The 22,315-nt window shown below is 31.4% G+C and carries 18 protein-coding genes and 1 tRNA gene; 16 read left to right on the top strand and 3 right to left on the bottom strand.

Annotated features, from left to right (window positions below):
- The coding region (locus tag JMO20_RS11895; RefSeq protein ID WP_202709893.1) for a hypothetical protein at nucleotides 1-1,802 on the top strand (1,802 nt) is incomplete at its 5' end.
- A 173-nt stretch (nucleotides 1,803-1,975) separates the two neighbouring features.
- Here JMO20_RS11895 and JMO20_RS11890 read toward each other — a convergent pair.
- Nucleotides 1,976-3,343 (bottom strand): sodium/glutamate symporter, encoded by a 1,368-nt coding sequence (locus JMO20_RS11890; protein WP_202709892.1) that lies wholly within the window; start codon nucleotides 3,341-3,343, stop codon nucleotides 1,976-1,978.
- Complete coding sequence (locus JMO20_RS11885) at nucleotides 3,336-4,559, bottom strand: lysophospholipid acyltransferase family protein (protein ID WP_202709891.1); 1,224 nt, start codon at nucleotides 4,557-4,559, stop codon at nucleotides 3,336-3,338. Before JMO20_RS11885 ends, JMO20_RS11890 begins: the two co-directional genes overlap by 8 nt.
- Nucleotides 4,560-4,746: 187 nt before the next feature.
- Here JMO20_RS11885 and JMO20_RS11880 point away from each other — a divergent pair, with 187 nt between their 5' ends.
- The 15 genes from JMO20_RS11880 (at nucleotide 4,747) to yihA (ending at nucleotide 21,765) form a co-directional block, all read left to right on the top strand.
- A complete protein-coding gene (locus JMO20_RS11880) occupies nucleotides 4,747-6,771 on the top strand; it encodes a hypothetical protein (protein WP_202709890.1) in 2,025 nt (674 codons plus the stop codon).
- Nucleotides 6,768-7,064 carry an EscU/YscU/HrcU family type III secretion system export apparatus switch protein gene (locus JMO20_RS11875; RefSeq protein WP_202709889.1) on the top strand — a complete coding sequence of 99 codons (297 nt, stop codon included), beginning with the start codon at nucleotides 6,768-6,770 and terminating at the stop codon, nucleotides 7,062-7,064. Before JMO20_RS11880 ends, JMO20_RS11875 begins: the two co-directional genes overlap by 4 nt.
- 55 nt (nucleotides 7,065-7,119) lie before the next feature.
- Nucleotides 7,120-7,578: a flagellar export chaperone FliS gene (gene fliS / locus JMO20_RS11870; RefSeq protein WP_202709888.1), complete on the top strand. Its 459-nt coding sequence runs from the start codon at nucleotides 7,120-7,122 to the stop codon at nucleotides 7,576-7,578.
- Nucleotides 7,579-7,595: 17 nt separating this feature from the next.
- Entirely contained in the window at nucleotides 7,596-8,873 is a 1,278-nt protein-coding gene (locus JMO20_RS20395; protein WP_202709887.1) for a flagellin N-terminal helical domain-containing protein, read from the top strand.
- A 50-nt stretch (nucleotides 8,874-8,923) separates the two neighbouring features.
- Nucleotides 8,924-9,361, top strand: coding sequence for a YaaR family protein (locus tag JMO20_RS11860; protein WP_202709886.1), 438 nt, complete (start codon nucleotides 8,924-8,926; stop codon nucleotides 9,359-9,361).
- Nucleotides 9,362-9,633: 272 nt separating this feature from the next.
- Nucleotides 9,634-10,713, top strand: a complete 1,080-nt coding sequence (locus JMO20_RS11855) for a D-alanine--D-alanine ligase (RefSeq protein WP_207753493.1) — start codon at nucleotides 9,634-9,636, stop codon at nucleotides 10,711-10,713.
- On the top strand, nucleotides 10,710-12,104 hold the full coding sequence (locus JMO20_RS11850) for a UDP-N-acetylmuramoyl-tripeptide--D-alanyl-D-alanine ligase (RefSeq protein WP_202709885.1): 1,395 nt from the start codon (nucleotides 10,710-10,712) through the stop codon (nucleotides 12,102-12,104). The genes JMO20_RS11855 and JMO20_RS11850 overlap by 4 nt, the downstream gene beginning before the upstream one ends.
- A gap of 438 nt (nucleotides 12,105-12,542) precedes the next feature.
- A tRNA-Leu gene (locus JMO20_RS11845) sits at nucleotides 12,543-12,627 on the top strand.
- 284 nt (nucleotides 12,628-12,911) lie between these two features.
- Nucleotides 12,912-14,198: a trigger factor gene (gene tig / locus JMO20_RS11840; RefSeq protein ID WP_202709884.1), complete on the top strand. Its 1,287-nt coding sequence runs from the start codon at nucleotides 12,912-12,914 to the stop codon at nucleotides 14,196-14,198.
- 24 nt (nucleotides 14,199-14,222) lie between these two features.
- Nucleotides 14,223-14,807, top strand: a complete 585-nt coding sequence (clpP, locus tag JMO20_RS11835) for an ATP-dependent Clp endopeptidase proteolytic subunit ClpP (protein WP_202709883.1) — start codon at nucleotides 14,223-14,225, stop codon at nucleotides 14,805-14,807.
- Nucleotides 14,808-14,827: 20 nt separating this feature from the next.
- Nucleotides 14,828-16,102 carry an ATP-dependent Clp protease ATP-binding subunit ClpX gene (gene clpX, locus JMO20_RS11830; protein ID WP_202709882.1) on the top strand — a complete coding sequence of 425 codons (1,275 nt, stop codon included), beginning with the start codon at nucleotides 14,828-14,830 and terminating at the stop codon, nucleotides 16,100-16,102.
- Nucleotides 16,103-16,219: 117 nt separating this feature from the next.
- Nucleotides 16,220-17,908 (top strand): ATP-dependent protease LonB, encoded by a 1,689-nt coding sequence (lonB, locus tag JMO20_RS11825; protein ID WP_341534025.1) that lies wholly within the window; start codon nucleotides 16,220-16,222, stop codon nucleotides 17,906-17,908.
- 69 nt (nucleotides 17,909-17,977) lie between these two features.
- The gene (locus tag JMO20_RS11820) at nucleotides 17,978-18,817 is read left to right on the top strand and encodes a CPBP family intramembrane glutamic endopeptidase (protein WP_202709881.1); all 840 of its coding nucleotides are present in this window, start codon (nucleotides 17,978-17,980) and stop codon (nucleotides 18,815-18,817) included.
- Nucleotides 18,818-18,821: 4 nt separating this feature from the next.
- Nucleotides 18,822-21,176, top strand: a complete 2,355-nt coding sequence (lon, locus tag JMO20_RS11815) for an endopeptidase La (RefSeq protein WP_202709880.1) — start codon at nucleotides 18,822-18,824, stop codon at nucleotides 21,174-21,176.
- Nucleotides 21,166-21,765, top strand: a complete 600-nt coding sequence (yihA, locus tag JMO20_RS11810) for a ribosome biogenesis GTP-binding protein YihA/YsxC (RefSeq protein WP_202709879.1) — start codon at nucleotides 21,166-21,168, stop codon at nucleotides 21,763-21,765. The genes lon and yihA overlap by 11 nt, the downstream gene beginning before the upstream one ends.
- Before the next feature lie 52 nt (nucleotides 21,766-21,817).
- On the opposite strand, the gene rd is transcribed toward yihA, so the two are convergent.
- The gene (gene rd, locus JMO20_RS11805; protein ID WP_202709878.1) at nucleotides 21,818-21,979 is read right to left on the bottom strand and encodes a rubredoxin; all 162 of its coding nucleotides are present in this window, start codon (nucleotides 21,977-21,979) and stop codon (nucleotides 21,818-21,820) included.
- Nucleotides 21,980-22,315 lie beyond the last annotated feature (336 nt).

The raw sequence follows: 22,315 nt of genomic DNA, 5'->3' as shown, positions 1-22,315 counted from the left end.
ATGAATTATCAGAAGATGTAGAAATAGAAATAGATGGTGACGAAGCAGATTTAGATGAACTAGTGATAGGAATGGATGTTCAAGTAAAATTGGAAGATAAAACAATAATAATAATTGATGGAGAAGCTAAAGAAGAGATTATAGAAATAGAAGGAATTATTGAGGAATTAGATTTAATTGGGATATACCATATAACTATCGATAATGAGGAATACTTATTATCTAGAGAGGCAAAAGTATGTGTAGATGGAGAAGAGTCACAATTAGAAGACTTAGAACTAGGTATGGAAGTATCCGTTGAGATGAAAAATGCCGAAATAATAGCTATAAATGGCAACAGTATGGAAATAGAAGTATCAGGAAGTATAACTAGTTTAGGTTTAGAAGAAGGGAATATTGATATAGATAATAGTACATTTATAATAGCTGATGAAGTAGATGTTGAAATAAATGGAGAAAAAGCAGAGCTAGAAGACTTAGAAGTTGGCATGGATATAGAAGCAGAGGTTGTAAATGATAAAGTTACTGAAATAAGTGTAACTGATGAAACTATTGAAAATCTTGAAGGTACAATTAATGGAATGGATTTAGCAGATAGAGTGATTGTAATAGATGAAGAAGAATATTCATTAGCAGATGATGTTGATGTGAAGATAAATGATGAAGATGTAGAATTGAGTGAATTAGAGGAAGGTATGGAAATAGAATTTGAAATATTAAATGATGAAATCTCAGCTATTAAAGTAAATGTGGTGGAAGTAAGTGAGCTTGAAGGAGAAATAACTGATTTAGACTTAATCGGTATCTATCATATAACAGTTGAAGGAAACGAGTATCAATTATCTAGAGAAGCTACTGTAACAGTAGATGGAGAAGAGGTGTCATTGGAGGATCTAGAAGTAGGAATGATGGCAACAATAACACTTAATGACGAACTAGTTGTTGATGTGGCAGCAGAGAATGTTACAGTTGAGAGAGTCACTGGAAAAATAGCAGATTTAGACTTGATAGGTGTATATCATATAACAATAGGTGAAAATGAATATGAACTATCCAAATATGCTGAGATAATAGTAGATGGAGAAATGGCACAGCTTGAAGACTTAGAAGTAGGAATGAAGGTAAGAATAGAGATATATGATGATGAATTAGTTAAGTTTGTAAAAGAAGTAATTGATTCAGTTATTACTGAAGAAGAGGGAAGAGTAACAGAGATAAATCTATTAACTAGATATATAGTTATAAATGATACAGAATATAGTCTGTCAGACAATGTTGAAGTGATTGTCAATGAAGAGGTATCAACTTTAGTTGATATGGAAGTAGGAATGTACCTACAGTTAGAGATTACTAATGATAAGGTTACGAAGATAAATGCTAGAAGTATAGATGAAATAGAGGCACAAGGAGTAGTAACTGAAATAAATGCAACAGATAAATATATTGATATAGATGAAGTAAGATATGCTATTGCAGATGAAGTACAAGTCAAATTAGAAGACGGAGAAGTAGAATTAGCAGACTTAGCAACAGGAATGATGGTTGAAGCTGAGATACAAAATGGTGTAATCACAAAAATAGCTGCTACAAATGTGATTAAAGAGCTTGAAGGAAATATATATGGCATGAACTACTTACTCCAGGGATTAAAACTAACAATAATGGTTGACGAAGATATTTTCAATTATTTGGTTAGTGATGAAGCAAGAGAAGAATATGTTGATGAATTGAGAATGGGAGAAAAAGCTCAGTTCACAATTATGAATGATGTAATTGTAGAAATCTTATTTGAAGATAAATAAATCAAATATCATCTCTTAGAGGTTTAATAGAAAAAATTAGAAATATTCATAAAATTAAGGCTACCGCATTCTAACTCTTATTTGTTAGGTGCAGTAGCCATTTTTTAGTATTTATAAATTTCTGATATTAAGCTATATTAAGTCAATTACATATGCACAAAGTAGTGTCAGATTTAACTTCGTTGTCTATTCTTTAGATATAATAAGAAGTACAAGAATAATAAATATCCGATAAGTGCAAGCATAGTATATAGATACATTATTGGTTGATTATTTACATAGCCTACAATAGGAATGTTAAGCACTAACATTAGAGGAAATCCAAAGGCAAGTGCAACAGCACTACCTATAACTAGATTCTCAGCAGCATCAGAATCAAAATGTGGATCAACTGCCTTTAAGAGAGCCATACCCGTTGAAATAGTACCAGTTTGCATTCCATAAAAACCAACAATATTCTCTAAGGTATTTTCTTTAAACAGCTTTTTACACATAAATATAGTATATCCAGCAGTTATTATACCTCCTAGAGTTGTTACTAGGATAATTGGAACAACGAAAACTTTTAACGTATATATTGATATAGCAGCAATTGATGCTGTAATCATAAAATCAAATGAACCACCAGCAATTCTTTGAAGTAAATAATTATTCGGATATGAGTGCATGATTATTTCTTTTTGCTTAAGTTTGTTAAATATAAATCTCATAAGAATACCGTATACAGCTCCAATATTAAAATGAAATCCCCACAATAATTGAGACAGGGTTTGACCAAATGTTCCCATAGGTTCCAAAGCTTTTGTTATTCCTGTTAAAGAAAGATAGGTTGCCAAATAAACAATACCTATAAGGGATAGTTGGATTGAGATTTTATCTAGAGATTCACTAAGAGGTATTTCTTCAGGCTCCATCTCTTCTTTTATTTTTACATGATTTTTATGAATATTCTCGTCATGCTTCTTTATCTTATTTTTCTTTACTAAATAATTCATCAGAGGAACACCTATGATAGATGCCCATAAGAAACCGAAAGTAGCAATAGTTAGTCCAATATTACCACCATCAGTCAAGCCAATTGCTTCCCAAGAACTACCAATAGAATAAGCCTGTCCAGGTCCTTGTCCAAAACCTAAAGGCAACAACAAACCAAAACTTACAAATAAATCTGGGAATACTGTATAAAATAAAATTAATGCAATACCAAAACCGACAATACCTTGAACTAAATAGGTAGTTACAATATGAATTCCTGAGTTTAAAATCGTTTTGCTTTTTTTCTTTGTGTTTCTATCCTTAAGTGAGATAGCTATAAAACCAATTGCCATAAGATGATAAACTATAGTTCCAAATCTTTCACCATCAAATGGAATTATTTTTAGTATCTCTGGACCTAGAATTAATCCTATGAATCCAGCGATAACAGAGGTTGGGATAATAAACTTTTTTAACGCCTTGATTCTACTTTTTAGAATATTAGCTATAATAATAAACAGAGCTAACCAAGTAAAATCAATTACTATAGTCCATGCATTATTCATACGCCACCTTCCCTTTCTCTTTTAAATTATTAGATAGGATATTTGCCTTAGATATTTCTAAAGCCTTCATCCATTTATATGCAGAAGTCAACCTTTGATTAAAGCCTATTCTATAAAGTATATTATTATAATAGAATTCGATTTTGTTATTAGATTGCACATTTAATCCCTGAATCTTATCAATCATAAATAGTGTGTTATCATAATGTTTGTTTAGGAAGTGCATGGCTTTAGAATCTAAAGATAGATCTCCTTCATGTAATAATTTTAATTTTTTATTATCAAATTTATATAACGAAGCATCCTTATTTGAAAGCTTTACTGAGAAAGGATCATCATCTGAAATCAAAATTGATTCTAAATTATCTAATTGCCATTTATTCCAATCTCTAGGATTATCAAAAACTAAAGAATGGGAATTAGAATCAAAAAATCCTTTTTGAGAATATGTCATTTTATATCCACATTCTTTACAGTAAAACTCGTTGGCTTTAGACTTCAAAGTATCTATTTTTTTGCAGTGAGGACAAGTGAAGAGTAATAGCTCTAGGTTTTCAGCAAGATTCTTGCCTGAGTACTTAAATCTATTATTCCTTTGAAATTCGTATTCATCGTGATACAAGCCTTTTACCAAGTTACCATAAATTTCTTCTTCACTAGAGCTTAAAATAACATCTTTATCCATAATCTTTTTAAAAGATATAAGAACTTTGCCTCTCCTGTGATTATTTGCCCACCTTGGTTGACTTAAGTGAAATCCTTTAAGATTAACAGCCACAACAGGGATTTTCAACATTTTGATTAGCTTTGCTGTTGAGAAAAGGATTTCTCCTGTTGTACCATCCCAATTTCTATTTCCTTCTGGAAATATTCCTATAACCCTTTTATTTCTTTTAGCTTTGATTATTTTTTTTACGGTGGATATATCTGCCATAAATTTGGTTTTAGGAATTGCACCTGTATATTCTAAAACTTTTTTTAAAAAAGGATTCCTGAAAAATCTATCTGAAGCAACATAGCTAATAACTGGGTCTATAAATAAGTTAATTAGAATAGGATCCCAATTATTTACATGATTACTTACAATGATGTAGGGGGGCTTTAGATTTTCTGTTTCATTTATTTCTACCTCTATATCTGAACGATATGATAGAAATGTCTTTAAAGTTGACTTTAATATTCCAGTGGCAAATTTACCAGGTATATTTTCAGACATAATAATTGTCACCCCTTTAATAAAAATTTGATTAAGTATATTATATCGTTAATTTATGTTTAAGAAAGGACTTTTATGTTAAATACATATATTTCAAGGAATAACTACTAAATAAAAACTATATTATGTCGATATATATTTTGAAAGATAAAAGCAGTTTTACTTAGCTGTTAAGGGGTGAAGCATCATGAAAATTACTAATGACCTAATGGGAAAGCTTTTAGGTAATAAGAAAACAAATGTAGAATTGAAAAATAATGATATTTATAGTGCTCAGATAAAAGAAAGATTTCCTAATAATGAGGCCTTAGTTCAGATTAGGGGAAAAGAGTTTAAGGTAAAATTCCAAGATGGCCTACCTAAAAACAATAGAGCATTAATTCAGGTTACTAAGCAGAAAAATGATATTACCTTAGTTAAGAATATAAAGACCGAAAATACAGAAAAAAAAGATGAAAGTGATGTTACAAAGGTATTAACAAAACTTGGAATTAAGCCAACAGCTGAAATGAAAAAAGTAGCTAAAGCTTTGATGGAAAAAGGAATCCCTATTACTAGGGAAACCTTGAAAAATATTGAAAGATTTATAGGCAAGGCTGATGGAAATATTTCTGAAAAAATTGATACTATCGAGAGAATGTCTCAGAAGGGAATTGAGTTGACTGAACCAAATTTACATGCAGCTCATGAAGCTCTACATGGAGATGAAATTCAAAGATTATTACTAGAAGTGGAGCAAGGATTAGAATCAGGTTCTATGGAGGATAATATCAACAAAATAGCTGAAGAAAAGCTATTATCTAAAGAAGCAATTAATGAGATACGTGAACTTATCTTTAAAGGAGAAGATTTAAATAAAATCTTAGAGATAATTAATGAAAAAATAAGTAATAAAGATATGGCAGAACAGCTTGAAAAAGCTTTGCATACTGCTAATGCATTGAAGACTATGGGTTATGAAAAAGAAGGTATAGATAGGTTGATTAAAGTGTTGGATCAATTGGAATCAACTGAAGTCAATTCTGCTGGGGTGTTGAATGAAAGCAGAGATATACAGCCATCATCAAAGGCATTTTTAATGTCTAGAGTTTCTGAGAAAATGAATAAAGCTACAAAAGACTTTACTGATGTTAAGAGAGAAGTTATTAGAAATATAGATACTATTACTCAAGTTACAAAAGAGGCAAAGACTAATGTTCATTCTCATGTTAAGGGATTAATTGAAAATAGTATAGATGTCATTGATAAAACAATATTGAAAAGTGATATAACTTTATTTGCAGACATGAAGACAGAACGAACTTTAATAGGACTTAGTAGTAAGCTAGCAGAGGCAAGAAGATATTTATCTAAGGGACAGAATAATGAGGCAACTAAAATACTTAATGAAGTTAAGAACAAATTAATGAATCTAAAATTTAAGCCTTCAGAAAACAAGATAATTCATGGAGCTACTAAAGAAAGTATGTTTTCACAGAAAAATTCCGTGCAAAGTAATTCTTTACCAGGCTTAATAGATAAAGCAGTTAATAATCTCCAGAACCAACAACCTTCAGCTAGAAATATTATGGACTTGTTTAGGGCATTGGGGTTAAATTATGAAAGTGAAGCGGCACAGAAGCTAACTGGTGGCATGGAAGAGTTAACAAAACAGGATATTCAGAAAAATATAAAAGCTATGATGTTAAAGCTTGTAGAAACAGAAGGAAAGGGATTAAAGGATAGCTCTTCCAATCAGAGTGTTGTGAAGGCAATAAATAATCTCACTGGGCAACAGCTTTTGAGTAAGCAGGATAGTAATCCTCATCACCAGAATATGTTTTTTAATATTCCATTTAAAGTAGATGGTAATATTAATAATGTAAAGTTGTTTGTAAATGGAAGAAAGCAAAATGAAAAAATAGATTGGGAAAATTCCAGCCTTTATTTTTTAATAGATACAAAAAAAATGGGGCCTACTGGAATACAAATTTCTTCAACTGAGAGAAATCTTTCGATTACCATTAAAAATGATAACAAGAATATGGAAGATAAAATAACTCCATTATCTGATAAGTTTAAAGAGAGCTTAGAGGAGATAGGGTATAACGTTGTAGGATTAAATTTCACTAAGCTAAACAGTGTAGAAAAGGATACTGAAAGTAGCAATTCATCAAAAACATTAGTTATACCTCATAGACTCAATAAGAAAGGATTTGATTTCAAAGTATGAGACGTCAAAATTTTAATCTTAAGAAAAAGAGAGAAATAAACGGACCTTCTGCTGTGGCATTACATTATGATGAGGGAAATGGTGATATACCTCAAGTTGTGGCTAGGGGTAAAGGATTTATTGCACAAAAAATAATTGAATCGGCTAAACAAAATGACGTGCCATTACAAGAAGACTCTAGCTTGATTGGAAATCTAATTGATATGGACTTAGGCGAAAATATCCCACCTCAACTTTATTCTGTAATTGCAGAGGTACTATTAATGTTAGAAGAGATGGAGAAAAGTTTATAAAAGATTTAATAAATTATGTCGATATTATAACTAGAAACTGGGGAGGTGTTAAGTAATGGCCATAGAACTTGAGAATCTTACTGAAAAGATACTTTTGGAAAAATCTCCACAGGAAATTACAAGTATCCTTTATAAAGGTTGTATAGAAAAATTAAAGATTTCAATCGAAGCTATTGAAGATAAAGATTATGAAAAGGCTAATAAGCTGCTTCAAAAGTGTAATGATATTATATATAGATTAGGTGCAGGATTAAAATATGAGGTAGGACCTATAGCTGATCAGTTAGATAATTTATATAATTATATGGCAGAAGAATTAATACAGGCTAATATAAAGAAGGATGTTGATTCTGTAAGGATAGTTTTAAGAATTATGAGAGACATATCAAAATCTTGGGATTTAGCCATGGAAAAAGGAATAGATAGAGAGAAGGTTAATAAAAATATTTTAAAATATGACCAAAACTCGATAGGTAATCCTGATAGTGATGAAGGATTTCAATATCAAAAATAATGGGGGAGAGATAAGAAATGAGAATTAATCATAATATACAGGCATTAAATACTTATAAACAGCTTACACTTAATCAAAACAAGCTTTCAAAGCATCTTGAGAGATTATCATCTGGATTAAGAATAAATCGAGCAGCCGATGATGCTGCAGGGCTAGCAATATCAGAAAAAATGCGTTCTCAAATTAGAGGGCTTAAGGTTGCCGACAGAAACTCATTAGATGGAATATCAATGGTACAAACTGCTGAGGGCTCATTAAATGAAAGTCTTAATATACTTCAAAGAATGCGTGAACTGGCAATTCAAGCTTCAAATGGACCGTTAGAACAAAAAGATAGACTTGCAATTCAAAGCGAAATAGACCAACTTACTTTTGAATTGGATAGAATATCTGATACAACTAATTTTAATGGAAAGGCCCTCTTGGCTGGGAATATACAAGCAAATTCGTATATGGTATGTTCAAGTCTAGAAGTTATCCATAATGGTGGTGGAAATTTTAGTGGAAATATAAATAACAATGAAGAGACATATTTAAGCTTTTTAGATTCTCCAGTTGCTGGCGATAATTTGAGTATAGATGATGTAACGTTTAATTTTGCATCAGGCACTTCATCAGCCTATAATATAGGAACTAAATCTGCCACAATTGACATTCAAGGTAAAAGTGTGGCTGATATATTAAATAACATTAAAACTGAAATTGATAGTGCTAAGGCTTTAGATCCAACAGCTATTGACAATATGAATGGATATTCAGTCATGGGAAATTCGTTAGTAGTACAACCAAATAATTTATATATTGAGTATAATGATTCTGATTATGCACCAAGACCTGATGAAGAGCTAGTTTTGGGTATGCAGATTGGGGCTAATGAGAATGAGGACATGTTAATTAAAATTTCCAATATGGATGCTGCCTCATTAGGAATAGCAAGACAGCTAGATCATACAACTGTAATATCTACTGCCGGAGTTAATGCTGAAGCAGGAGTAGACGTTAGTTCATCGCAGAGTATTGCTGGTGATGCTATTGATATAATAGATAGCGCTATTACTAAAGTGATTGAACAAAGATCTAAATTGGGAGCATATCAAAACAGATTAGACCATACTTTAAGGAATCTGAATACTGCTGAAGAAAATTTAACTGCTGCTGAATCAAGAATTAGAGATGCTGATATGGCATTAGAGATGACTGGATTTACTCAAGCAAATATTGTTAATCAAGCTGCTACGGCTATGCTTGCCCAAGCAAATCAAATGCCTCAAGGAGTATTGCAGCTATTACAATAAAGGGTTAGATGCTTAAAAAATTATAATATTCTTGAATGGATGGGATTTATATGAAAATTAATAGGATTGAAAGATCAAGTATAGAAAAAATCAAATCAAAGGATCAAACAGTTTCTGATAAAGTATCATTTAAAGAGTTAATGTCTGAAAAAAGAGATCAGAAGACAGTAGAGAGATTAACGGGGCTTTTAAATGATATTAAGGACCAAGGTAAAATACTATCAGAGAAAAGAACAGTAGACAATTTAATGAAATATAAGAAAATGGTTAAAGAATTTATGGACGAGGCAGTAGATCATGGGTTAAACTTAGAGAAAAGAGGAGGATTTAGACGAGGAGGACGTTCTAGAATTCTTAAGATAGTTTCTCAAGTAGATAAAAAGCTTATGGAAGTAACGGATGCTGTTATAAAGGATGAGAAAAAAGGACTGAATATTCTTAGGCTTACAGGAGAAATTGAAGGTCTACTTATCAATATCTATGCATAGTATCCGAAGGTAGATAGTAGGAATAGAGAGTTGAATTACAAAAGTTAATTACCACCCACGATTTTATGAATTGTGGGTATTATTTTTTGATATTTAGAACAGTTTTAATGTATTATATAATTGTATAGCTCGTATATTGCAATGCTAGGCATATAAATTTGGAATTTATTCAATTTTATTAAAAACAATTGTTTTAGAGTGAAAGTATTAATGGATAAACTATAGAAATGTGAGATAATATAATTAAATCTATTTTCATAGGAGGAGAAATTATGATAAACGTATATGTACTTTGCGGAGGGAAATCAGTAGAGCATGAAGTATCACTTTTGACAGCTTCTGCAATAATTAACTCTTTAGATAAAGAAAGATACAATGTTTACCCTGTTTACATAACAAAGGAAGGTCTATGGTGTAACAAGGGATTAGTCACAGATGAAATAAAAGATACTAATGAATTAAAAGGTGTTTCTAATAAAACCATATTGGGTTCTATGGCTGAAAGCTTAGACGAAATAGCAAAAAATGAAGAAAAAAGTATTATCTTTCCAGCATTACATGGAACCAATGGTGAAGATGGAACCATACAAGGATTTTTAGATCTTATAGATTTGCCTTATGTAGGGAACGGTGTGATGTCGTCGGCAGTGGGATTGGATAAAGTTATAACAAAAGAGCTATTCTCAAAAGTCAATATTCCTCAAACTAAACATATTGCATTTAGTAAAAAAGAGTGGATAGAGAATAAAGATTATCTTTATAGTAATCTAGAAGATGTGACTGGATATCCATGCTATGTGAAACCATCAAGATCAGGATCAAGTGTTGGAATTAATCGATGTGTAAATAAAGAAGAATTGGAACAAGCTATAAACGAAGCATTTTTATATGACACTAAACTCGTTATTGAAGAAGAAGTTGTTGGTAGAGAAATGCAAATATCTGTCGTTGGTAATAATGCTCCTAAAAGCTCGGTAATTGGTGAGTTTATACAAGAGCGAAATTTTATGGATTATGACGCAAAATATTTGGATGGAAAGCTCATACAAGTCATACCAGCTCGAGTTTCAGAAGAAATTACTGAGCAAATGAGAGAAGCTGCTGTAAGAGCCTTTAAAGCATTAGATTGTTCTGGACTTGTTAGGGTAGATTATTTTGTAACAAATGAAGATAAGTTTTATGTAAATGAAGTAAACACTATGCCTGGATTTACTAAATTAAGTATGACACCAGTATTATGGGAAAAGACAGATGGAACCACCTATTCTCAACTAGTTGAAAGGTTAATTAAACTTGGATTTCAACGTTATGAAGAAAGAAAAGCACTGCTATATGACAGGAGGACCAAATGATTAAACGAACATTAAAACAGATTCAAAATATGGTAAAAGGGTCTGGCCTAGATAATGAATATAATGACCGATTAATAGAAGGAGTATCAATAGATACAAGAACTATCAAAAAGAATCAATTGTATATCCCTATAATTGGGGAGAGATTTAATGGACACGATTTTATAGTAAATGCAATTGAAAATGGAGCCATAGCTGCTTTATGGGACAAAAAACAACCGATCCCAGAGGTAGACATCCCTTTGATTCTTGTAGATGATACAGTAAAAGCTATTCAAGAACTATCAAAAGAATATCGTAATCAATTAAATACTATAGTAATTGGCGTTACAGGAAGTAATGGTAAAACTTCAACAAAAGATATTCTAGCTAGTATTTTAAAAACAAAATATAAGACCCATAAAACAAGTGGTAATCTGAACAATCATTTAGGAGTACCTTTAACATTATTAAGAATGGAAGAAGATACTGAAATGGCAGTGGTTGAGATGGGAATGGAGGAATTAGGAGAGATTGAACTATTGTCTAATCTAGCATCACCAGATGTAGCAATAATAACTAATTCAACAGATGTTCATATAAATACATTAGGATCTGTAGAAAATATACTTAAAGCAAAGCTTGAGATAGTACTTGGATTGAAGGAAAATGGACTATTAGCATATTTAGGAGATAGTCCAGCATTAAGAGAAGGTGTAGAGAAGTTGAACTTAAAACAAAAGAAGATAACCTTTGGAATAGAATCAAAGAATGACTATATGGTTAAGTTCCTATATAGTAACGAGGATGGGATTTCTTTTCAGCTAGAGAAACCAACTGACAAAACATTGCATCTTTCCATGCTTGGTAGACATAACATGTACAATGCCTCTGCTGCCATAGCTGTTGCCAGGTACTTAAATGTATCATATGAAGAAATACAAGAAGGGATGGCTGTCATAGAGAGGACTGGAATGAGAAATGAACTTATCCATGCTAAAGGGTTTGACATCTTAAATGATGCGTATAAATCGAATCCAATTAGTCTAAACTCAGCTCTTGAGACAATGTATCTATTTAAGAACTATAAACAAAAGATTTTAGTTTTAGGAGATATGTTTGGAACTGGTGAAAATGAAGTGAGAATACATGAAAAAATAGGAGAAGAAATAAACACAGAAGAAATTGATTATGTTTTTACAATTGGAGAATTAGCTGAAAATATTGCAAAAAAAGCAAGGTTAAAATATAAAGAAAATAGAGTATTTTCATTCACTAGTAAAAAAGAGTTAGTAGAAAAGCTTAAGGAAGTTATTAAGGAAAAGGCTATAATATTAATTAAAGGGTCTAGAGTGATACATTTAGAAGAAGTTGTAGAAGCTTTGGAATCTTTTGAACCTAAGTTAAAATAACAAAGAGATCATTTGAAAGATGAGGAAATTGTATATTTACAAATTAAATGTGATTTTGCATAAAATTTTGATAGTTAATTTCCTCATTTTTACACTTCTTTATTTCCTATTTTAGAGTATGCCAAATTTATTGTTAGCAAATAAATGCATATAGCATATAATAGGAAAGAGAAAACTATTTTTGAATTGAGACTAAAGCAGGTAGAAAATCTCAAAGTGATAAAATCAGGTAAGAAAAAAGGCAAGATAATTGACTATAAGTAATTAATTTAATATGAATCCGAAATTCCTAAAAAAAGAATATTCATCATGAAAAAAATGGAATGAAAAATCAGAAAAAATTTTTAAAAATTAATTGACATATTATCTAAAAGCACGTATAATATACCTTGTCGATAAAAATTTTTAATAACTTTCCATGAAACTTAATTAATATTTGCGGGAGTGGCGGAATTGGCAGACGCGCTAGACTTAGGATCTAGTGCCACTAGGCGTGGGGGTTCGAGTCCCTTTTCCCGCACCATTGAAAAACCGATGGGCATCCATTGGTTTTTTTCCTATGTTTTTTTCATGCATTGTATATTTGCTTTTTCAATAGGTAAAAATTACTTAGTATATAATCATACTTTATTCCTGTTTTTAATAGATATATTATTACATTTAATTCATATATTGGATGTGAAAAAATTATATGGTATAATATAATGACTAGTTTATAAGGAATAATAGCCGTGAATATAAAGTAGGACACTTAAAGATGCATAAGAGTCCATACATAAATATAATTTTCTAAGGAGGAGCTCAAAGATGAAATCAGAAATTTTAAATAAGGAAGGTAACAAAGTATCTCTAAAGATTGAGGTAGACGCTAAGAAATTTGAAGAAGGCGTTCAAAAATCTTATATGAAGAATAGAAAAAGATTTAATCTACCAGGATTTAGAAAAGGAAAGGCACCTAGAAAAATAATTGAACTAAATTATGGTGAAGGAGTTTTCTATGAAGATGCAATTAACATGATTTTTCCAGAAGCATATGATAGTGCTATAAAGGAACATAATTTAGATCCAGTGGATAGACCAGAGATTGATATTGAAGAGCTTGAAAAGGGTAAACCAGTTGTTTTTACAGCTGAAGTTATTGTAAAGCCTGAGGTAGAGCTAGGAGAATATAAAGGTATAGAAGTTGAAGATGTAGAGTATAATGTTACAGAGGAAGATGTAGAACAAGAATTAAAGGATATACAAGATAGAAATGCAAGAGTAATTGAAGTAGAAGATAGAGCAGCAAAAGAAGGAGACATATTAACAATAGATTATGAAGGATATGTTGATGGGGAACAATTTGAAGGTGGAACTGCTGAAAATCAAAATTTAGAAATAGGTTCAGATAGATTTATTCCAGGATTTGAAGAGCAACTTGTAGGCAAAAACAAAGGGGAAGAAGTAGAAGTAAATGTTAAATTCCCAGAAGAGTATCATGCCGAGCATTTAGCTGGAAAGGATGCTAACTTTAAAGTTACTATAAATGAGATAAAAGAAAAAGAATTACCAGAGTTAGATGATGAATTCGCTAAAGATGTTAGTGAATTTGATACATTAGAAGAATATAAAAATGATATAAAAGAAAAGAAAGAAAAACAGTCTAAGGATAAGGAAAAGGCTGAAAAAGAAAATAGAGTTGTTGAGAAAGTAGTAACTAATAGTAAGGTTGATTTACCAGAGGTTATGATAGAATCACAAATAGACTCAGAAATTAATGAACTTGGCTATAGACTACAATTCCAAGGACTTAACATTGATAAGTACTTAGAACTAACAAATACAACAATGGACGACTTAAGAGAGCAAGTTAAAGATAGAGCAGAGCAAGTTGTTAGAACAGATTTAGTTCTAGAAACAATTGCAAAAAAAGAAGGAATAGAAGCAACAGAAGAAGAATTAAGTGAAGAGCTTGAAAAAATGGCTAAGCAATATAATCAAGAAGTAGATAAACTTAAGAAAAGATTAAGAGAAGAAGATTTAGAACAGATTAAGATGGGTATAATTAAAGGCAAGACTGCTGATTTATTAGTAGAAAGTGCTAAATTTGTATAAAATTATAAACGGAGGGATTAGTTTATGGCTTTAGTACCATATGTAGTGGAGCAAACTAATAGAGGAGAAAGATCCTATGATATTTATTCTAGGCTCTTAAAAGAAAGAATTATTTTTATTGGCGATGAAATAAATGATACTACTGCAAGCTTAGTTGTAGCACAGCTTTTATTTCTAGAGGCAGATGATCCAGATAAGGATATTCAAATTTATATAAACAGTCCAGGTGGCTCAATAACTGCAGGGTTTGCAATTTACGATACTATGCAATATATTAAGCCTGATGTTGCAACTATATGTATTGGAATGGCTGCTAGCATGGGAGCATTCTTACTTGTTGCAGGAGCTAAGGGTAAGAGATCTGCGCTACCAAATGCTGAAGTAATGATACATCAACCATTAGGTGGAACTAGAGGTCAGGCAGAAGATATTAGAATTCACGCAGAAAGAATTATTGAAATGCGTGAGAAAATTAATAAAATATTAAGCGATAGAACTGGGCAACCATATGAAAAGATTGCAAAAGACACTGATAGAGATAATTTTATGAGTGCTGAAAAAGCCAAAGAATATGGGTTAATAGATAAAGTTATTACATCCGGGAAATAAGGTTTGAAAGAGGTGTCAGAATGTCTAGATTTGATGATAGTCAGCTGAAATGCTCTTTTTGTGGTAAATCACAGGAGCAAGTTAAGAGACTAATAGCTGGACCGAATGTATACATTTGTGATGAATGTATAGAATTATGTCAAGAAATAATCGAAGAAGAATTTGAAGAAAACACAGAGCTAGAGATGAAGGAACTTTTAAAGCCAGCTGAAATAAAAGAAATACTGGATGAATACGTAATTAAACAAGAAAGAGCAAAGAGATCTCTATCTGTTGCAGTATATAATCATTATAAAAGAATAAGCAAAAAAGTTAAAAATAATGAGGTTGAGCTTCAAAAAAGTAATATTGTTTTACTTGGTCCAACTGGCTCAGGAAAAACTTATATGATGCAAACATTAGCTAAGATATTAAATGTACCATTTGCTATTGCAGATGCAACATCATTAACAGAAGCAGGTTATGTAGGAGAAGATGTTGAAAATATACTTCTTAAACTAATTCAGGCTGCAGACTATGATATTGAAAGAGCTGAAAGAGGTATCATATATATTGATGAGATTGATAAAATTGCGAGAAAATCAGAAAATCCTTCTATTACTAGAGATGTTAGTGGTGAAGGAGTTCAGCAAGCACTTTTAAAGATTTTAGAGGGAACTGTTGCTAGTGTACCACCTCAAGGTGGAAGAAAGCATCCTCATCAAGAATTTATTCAAATAGATACGACAAATATTCTTTTTGTTGTAGGTGGAGCATTTGATGGAATAGATAAAATTATTCAAAAAAGAATTGGTAAGAAATCAATGGGCTTTGGAGCTGAAATACAAAGTAAGAAGATTACTGATATTGGAGAGCTTCTAAAACATATCCAGCCTGAAGATTTACTTAAATATGGTTTAATTCCAGAGTTTGTAGGAAGATTACCAGTGTTAGTTACATTAAATCAATTGGATGAAGAGGCTCTTGTTGAAATTCTAACAAAACCTAAAAATGCTCTTGTGAAACAGTATACTGAATTATTCTTAATGGATGAAGTAGATTTAGATATAGATCACGAGGCTCTTAAAATGATTGCCAAGAAGGCTATAGACAGAAATACTGGTGCAAGAGGTTTAAGAGGAATATTAGAAGAAATAATGCTTGACATTATGTATGATATACCATCTAGAGAAGATATTGAAAAATGTATTGTTACAAAAGAAACAATTGAGAATGGTTCAGAACCTACTTTGGTTCTTTCTGAAAAAAGAAAAAAGAAGAAAACAAAAAAGAATAAAGAAGAAAATGCTTCTTAAATAAAGAGACCCATAATACGGGTCTTTTTATTGATTTTTCCATATCTTGAATAGGATAAAAATACTTCTTAAGTAAAAAATATTAATATAATAGTTTTTATTTAAGGAGGTATAAATGTGGGAGGTATATTAATTACAATACAGTTCTTTTTTGCAATAGTCATTGGACTGTATTTTTTTAATTTATTGAAAAAACAAAAACAAGAAAAGGATTCGATACAAAAAAATTCAAAAAAAGAAATGGAAAAATTAAATAAATTAAGAGAAATAAGATTATCAAAGCCATTATCTGAGCAAACACGTCCGTCAGATTTCAATGATATCATTGGACAGGAAGATGGTCTAAAAGCTTTGAAAGCAGCTTTATGTAGTCCAAATCCTCAGCATGTGATTATTTATGGTCCTCCCGGTGTAGGGAAAACAGCTGCAGCTAGAGTGGTACTAGAAGAAGCAAAGAAAAATATGTTTTCTCCATTTGGAAAAGTTGCTAAATTTATTGAAATGGATGCTACTACTCTAAGATTTGATGAAAGGTCAATTGCAGATCCATTGATGGGATCAGTTCATGACCCTATATATCAAGGTGCTGGAGCTTATGGTCAAGCAGGGGTACCTCAACCAAAGCCTGGGGCTGTTACTAGGGCTCATGGTGGCATACTATTTCTTGATGAAATTGGAGAGCTTCATCCTTTGCAAATGAATAAACTACTAAAGGTATTAGAGGATAGAAAAGTATTCCTAGAGAGCGCATATTACAATTCAGAGGATTCAAATACTCCTGAGCATATACATGATGTATTTAAAAATGGACTTCCTGCCGACTTTAGACTAGTTGCTGCTACTACAAGACAGCCTGAGGAATTAACACCTGCCTTAAGGTCTAGATGTGTCGAAGTTTTTTTTAGACCGCTAGAACCTGATGAAATAGGTAAAATTGCTAACAATGCAGCTGAAAAAGGTGGATTTACAATTGAAGATAAAGCTGTTGAAAAAATTAAAAGATATGCGACTAATGGTAGACAGGCTGTAAATATGGTTCAAAACTCTGGAGGATTATGCTTAACAGAAGGAAGGCATAATATTACATTAGAGGATATAGAATGGGTTATTAATAGTGGAAGGTATATTCCAAGAACTGAGAAAAAAATCCATGAAAAGCCACAGATTGGATTGATTAATGGTTTGGCTGTACTAGGAATAAGCTCGGGGACTTTAATGGAAATAGAAGCTTCTGCTATTCCAGTTATAGAGAAAGGAAAAGGTAAGCTTACAATTACAGGAATAATAAGTGAAGAGGAAATGTCTTCGTCCAATAAAAAGCTTAAAAGAAAAAGTACTGCTCAAGGTTCTGTAGAAAATGTGCTTACTGTTTTAAAAAAGAACTTTAATATAGAATATACCAACTATGATATACATGTAAATTTTCCAGGTGGTATGCCTGTAGATGGCCCATCAGCTGGTATTGCTATTGCAACAGCTATATATTCAAGCATTAAAAGACTAAAAATAGATAATAAGTTAGCACTAACTGGTGAGATATCAGTTAGGGGAAGGGTTAAACCTATTGGTGGAGTTGTTGAAAAGATTAATGCTGCTAAAAGTGCAGGCTGTAATAGAGTAATTATACCGAAGGATAATTACCAAGAAAGCTTTAAAAAAGTAGAAGGAATTGAGATAATTCCTGTATTGGAAATTGAAGAGGTTATAACTAATTCATTGTTTAAGGAAGAAAAAGACAGTTCTTCTGTGAATAATTCTGAAGTATCTGGAGAAGTGTTGATAGCCAAAGGACTAGATATGAAATAAAGTTTGAATATTTAGAGATTTTAAAATAAAATAATACTAGCATATACTTCTAAAGGGGGAAGAAGTGTAATGGAGATTTCATTCGTGTTAGAAAGTTTAATTTCCATAGTATTGTTTGGAATCATATTTAAGCAATATAGTACATTTTGGATTTTTCTTGACCAATTAAAAATGAAATCTCTGAAGTATATCTTGCCTATCTGTGAAATCATACTACTGATTTTTTTTGAAAATTTATTTTTAGCTCCTTCCGTAACATTATTTTTAATACTCATATACAAAGGTGAATTTAAAAGGGATACAAGGTATAGTTTGTATTTTAATATTAGTATAAAGAAATTTAAGATATATCCAGATAAAATACTTCATTCCATTCTAATAACACCTTCGCTAATAATCTTAGTACATTTTATAAATAGGATTATAATTAAGATTATTTCACCTATAGGCATTAGTATGGGACAAAACAATGGAACTATTTTAAGTAGTTATAATAATCTTATTGACTATGGGATTGGATTTGGGTTAATATGTATAATAGCTCCGATTGTTGAAGAGCTTACTTTCCGTGTTATGATATATGACTGTTGGCTTTCTCAAAAATTTAGCAAACGGATTTTTGCAGTTATTATTTCATCTATAATATTTACGTCAAGCCATTTTAATGGCAATACTATTTTGTTTACCTTTATAACAGGAATAGTGTTATGCTTTATATATGATAAATTAGGATACATTAGTTCAGTCATTGTACATATTATATTTAATTTTTATGCTTTTTTAGGTTTTATGGGTATAATAATTGATAAGAAGATATTTAATACTTTAGCGGCAATTTGTATAATTATAATAGTTGGGTTTAATGCTTTAGAATTAAATAATATAGGTATTTTTCGTTCAAGGAGTTGATACTATGGATAAAAAGAATGGGACACAAAAAAGTAAAGTTATGCCCTTGATACCATTAAGGGGACTATCAATTTTTCCCTATATGGTAATACACTTTGATGTAGGTAGGGATAAGTCTATAAACGCCTTGGAAAAGGCAATGATAAATGATTCAATGATTTTTTTAACTTCCCAGAAAGAAGCAAAAGTAGATATGCCTACACCAGAAGATTTTTATCATGTAGGTACAATATGTAAGATAAAACAAATGTTAAAATTACCTGGAGACACTGTAAGAGTCTTGGTAGAAGGAATAAATCGTGCTAAAATTACTGAGATTATAAAAGATGAACCATATTATGAAGCAAAGCTGGAAGAACCTTCTTATAGTACAGAGGTTGAAAAAGATAAAAAAGTAGAAGCTATTATGAGAATGGTGATAGAAAAATTTGAAGAATATACGAGTGCTGGTAATAAGGTGTCTGCCGATGTTCTTATTACTGTTTCAGAGATAGAAGAGCCTGGTCGTCTAGCTGATGTTATTGCATCATATATACAATTAAAGTCAACAAATAAGCAGCGATTACTAGAGGCCTTTGATCCATATGAGAGATTAGAAACCTTACATGCTATATTAGAAGAAGAGTTAGAAGTTATACAGATTGAAAAGCAAATAGCTCAAAGAGTTAAAAAACAAATTAATAAGGTTCAAAAAGAATACTATTTGAAAGAGCAATTAAAGGCTATACAGAAGGAGCTTGGTGAAGATGAGGGTATAGCTCAAGAGGTAGAAGAATATAAAGAAAAAATTGAAGATATTGATATGCCCGATGAAGTAAAAGAAAAAGCGTTAAAGGAAGCAGAGAGATTACTTAAAGTATCACCATCTTCAGCAGAAACAGGAGTAATTAGAACATATCTAGATTGGATAGTAGACTTGCCTTGGGACAAGGAAACTGAGGATAGAGTAGATATTAAAAAATCTAGAGATATTTTAGACCAAGATCATTATGGTTTAAAAGATGTGAAGGAAAGAATTCTTGAATACTTAGCTATAAGAGAATTAGCTAATAGCATGAAAGGTCCTATTTTATGTTTAGTTGGACCTCCAGGAGTAGGTAAAACGTCTATTGCCAAATCAATTGCTAGAGCTTTAAATAGAGAGTTTACTAGAATGTCCCTTGGAGGAGTAAGGGATGAAGCTGAGATAAGAGGACATAGAAGGACTTATGTAGGAGCTATACCAGGAAGAATAATTTCATCAATTAAAAAAGCTGGTTCTAAAAATCCTGTATTCCTTTTCGATGAGATAGATAAATTAAGTAGTGGATTTAGAGGTGATCCTGCTTCAGCACTATTAGAAGTGTTAGATCCAGAACAGAATAATACCTTTACTGACCACTTCCTTGAAGCACCATTTGATCTTTCTAAGGTATTATTTATTACTACAGCAAACTCTTTAAATACTATACCAAGGCCATTATTAGATAGAATGGAAGTAATAAGAATATCGGGGTATACAGAAGAAGAAAAGCTTCAAATAGCAAACAAATACTTAATACCTAAGCAGATTGGTGAACATGGATTAAAGGATAAAAAAGTAAACATATCTGAAAATGCAGTAAGAGAGGTTATTAACAGTTACACAAGAGAATCTGGGGTAAGAAATCTTGAAAGAATGATAGCAAATATATGCAGAAAAGTTGCAAAGAGAATGGTCGAGGAAAATATAGATTCTGCTAAGATAAATGCAGGGAATCTAAATAAATATTTAGGTATACAAAAATATCGTAGGGAAAAAGCAAAAAAAGAGAATCAAATTGGAATTGTAACTGGATTAGCTTGGACTGCTGTTGGGGGAGAGACTTTATCAATAGAAGTAACTCCTATGCCAGGGACTGGAAAGCTTCAATTAACTGGACAACTTGGAGATGTAATGAAGGAGTCGGCAAGGGCAGGAATTAGTTTCATTAGATCGAAAACTGAAGAGTTTGAAATTGATAAGGATTTCTACAAAGAAAAGGATATACATATACATATCCCAGAAGGAGCAATACCTAAAGATGGACCATCAGCAGGAATTACCATGGCAACTGCTGTAATATCTGCACTATCTAATGTGCCAGTTAATAGCAAGGTAGCAATGACAGGTGAGATAACCCTTAGAGGGAGAGTATTGCCTGTAGGTGGTATTAAAGAAAAGGTACTAGGAGCGAATAGAGCTGGAATTAAGAAAGTATTATTACCTTGGGATAATAAAAAGGATATGGAAGATATTCCAAGCAACGTAAGGAAGAAGCTAGAATTTGTGTTTGTTGAAAATATGGAAGAAGTACTAAGCCATGCCTTAGTCAAAGAGGATGAAAAAAATGAAAATTAAAAAATCTGAGCTCTTAGGTACTGTTGTAAGGCCTGACCAATATCCTGAAGAAGGTGTCCCAGAGATAGCTTTCGCTGGAAGGTCTAATGTAGGGAAGTCGTCTCTAATTAATTGCTTAATTAATAGAAAAAACTTGGCTAGGACCAGTGGACAGCCAGGAAAAACTCAAACTTTGAACTTTTACAGTATAAATGATGAGTTTAGATTTGTTGACCTTCCTGGCTATGGATATGCTCGAGTATCTAGACAGTCTAGAAATAAATGGGCTAAAATGATAGAAACATATATAACTTCGAGAAAAAGTTTGGTAGAGATAATTCAATTGGTTGATATAAGGCACACTCCTTCTGAGCTTGATGTTGGAATGTATGAATGGATTAAGTCTGTAGGATTTAATGGTATTGTTGTTGCTACAAAGGTTGATAAGATATCTAGAGGTAAAATTGATAAGCATATATCCGACATAAAAAAGACTTTAGGAGTTGAAAATAGAGACTTCATAATTCCATTTTCGGCATCTAAGAAAACTAATAGAGAAAAAGTGTTAAATACAATAGAAGAAATATTGAGAGTTAACCAGTTGTTATAGACTAAAAAAAGTGGCCTAGGCCACTTTTTTAGCTATGTAAATAGCTAGATTATTATTCTTGTTTTTCAAACATATCCTTTCCAACACCGCACATTGGGCAAACCCAATCATCTGGAAGATCTTCAAATGCTGTTCCAGGCTCTATACCTCCATCTGGGTCTCCTTCAGCAGGGTCATAAACATATCCACATGGGATGCATACATATTTGTCCATAAAAAAACTCCTTTCATTTTAAATATTGGTAAATTATTAATTCTAAGATAATTTTACCCAATAAATCTAAAGTTTAAACTTATTTCTATAATTATTTTATTACTTTTTATGTTTTTTATAACTATAAAATAAAAAAATACTTTATCCCTAGAAAATTCCTATTTTATAAAAAAAATAATTGGTATAATTTACTAAAAATAAATAAGAATTTATTTTTATAATTAGATTAAAGAAAAAAATAGTGGGTAAAATATAACTGAAAAGGGAATCAACATGATAAAAGCTTATTTTTATGATATACTACTAACTGAAATTATATGCATGATTTTTTCACGT

This window comes from Sporosalibacterium faouarense (assembly GCF_016765695.1).
GTDB lineage: Bacteria > Bacillota > Clostridia > Tissierellales > VENL01 > Sporosalibacterium > Sporosalibacterium faouarense.
Note: the sequence above shows the minus strand (reverse complement) of the source record. Positions and strands in the feature narration are given on the sequence as shown.

Excerpts from the sequence above, each read along its gene's own strand:
- clpX (WP_202709882.1), top strand. The coding sequence starts at position 14,828 with ATGTCTAGATTTGATGATAGTCAGCTGAAATGCTCTTTTTGTGGTAAA.
- JMO20_RS11885 (WP_202709891.1), bottom strand. The coding sequence starts at position 4,559 with ATGTCTGAAAATATACCTGGTAAATTTGCCACTGGAATATTAAAGTCA.
- JMO20_RS11880 (WP_202709890.1), top strand. The coding sequence starts at position 4,747 with ATGAAAATTACTAATGACCTAATGGGAAAGCTTTTAGGTAATAAGAAA.
- JMO20_RS11875 (WP_202709889.1), top strand. The coding sequence starts at position 6,768 with ATGAGACGTCAAAATTTTAATCTTAAGAAAAAGAGAGAAATAAACGGA.
- fliS (WP_202709888.1), top strand. The coding sequence starts at position 7,120 with ATGGCCATAGAACTTGAGAATCTTACTGAAAAGATACTTTTGGAAAAA.
- JMO20_RS20395 (WP_202709887.1), top strand. The coding sequence starts at position 7,596 with ATGAGAATTAATCATAATATACAGGCATTAAATACTTATAAACAGCTT.
- rd (WP_202709878.1), bottom strand. The coding sequence starts at position 21,979 with ATGGACAAATATGTATGCATCCCATGTGGATATGTTTATGACCCTGCT.
- JMO20_RS11820 (WP_202709881.1), top strand. The coding sequence starts at position 17,978 with ATGGAGATTTCATTCGTGTTAGAAAGTTTAATTTCCATAGTATTGTTT.
- tig (WP_202709884.1), top strand. The coding sequence starts at position 12,912 with ATGAAATCAGAAATTTTAAATAAGGAAGGTAACAAAGTATCTCTAAAG.
- lon (WP_202709880.1), top strand. The coding sequence starts at position 18,822 with ATGGATAAAAAGAATGGGACACAAAAAAGTAAAGTTATGCCCTTGATA.
- JMO20_RS11850 (WP_202709885.1), top strand. The coding sequence starts at position 10,710 with ATGATTAAACGAACATTAAAACAGATTCAAAATATGGTAAAAGGGTCT.
- JMO20_RS11860 (WP_202709886.1), top strand. The coding sequence starts at position 8,924 with ATGAAAATTAATAGGATTGAAAGATCAAGTATAGAAAAAATCAAATCA.
- yihA (WP_202709879.1), top strand. The coding sequence starts at position 21,166 with ATGAAAATTAAAAAATCTGAGCTCTTAGGTACTGTTGTAAGGCCTGAC.
- JMO20_RS11855 (WP_207753493.1), top strand. The coding sequence starts at position 9,634 with ATGATAAACGTATATGTACTTTGCGGAGGGAAATCAGTAGAGCATGAA.
- clpP (WP_202709883.1), top strand. The coding sequence starts at position 14,223 with ATGGCTTTAGTACCATATGTAGTGGAGCAAACTAATAGAGGAGAAAGA.
- JMO20_RS11890 (WP_202709892.1), bottom strand. The coding sequence starts at position 3,343 with ATGAATAATGCATGGACTATAGTAATTGATTTTACTTGGTTAGCTCTG.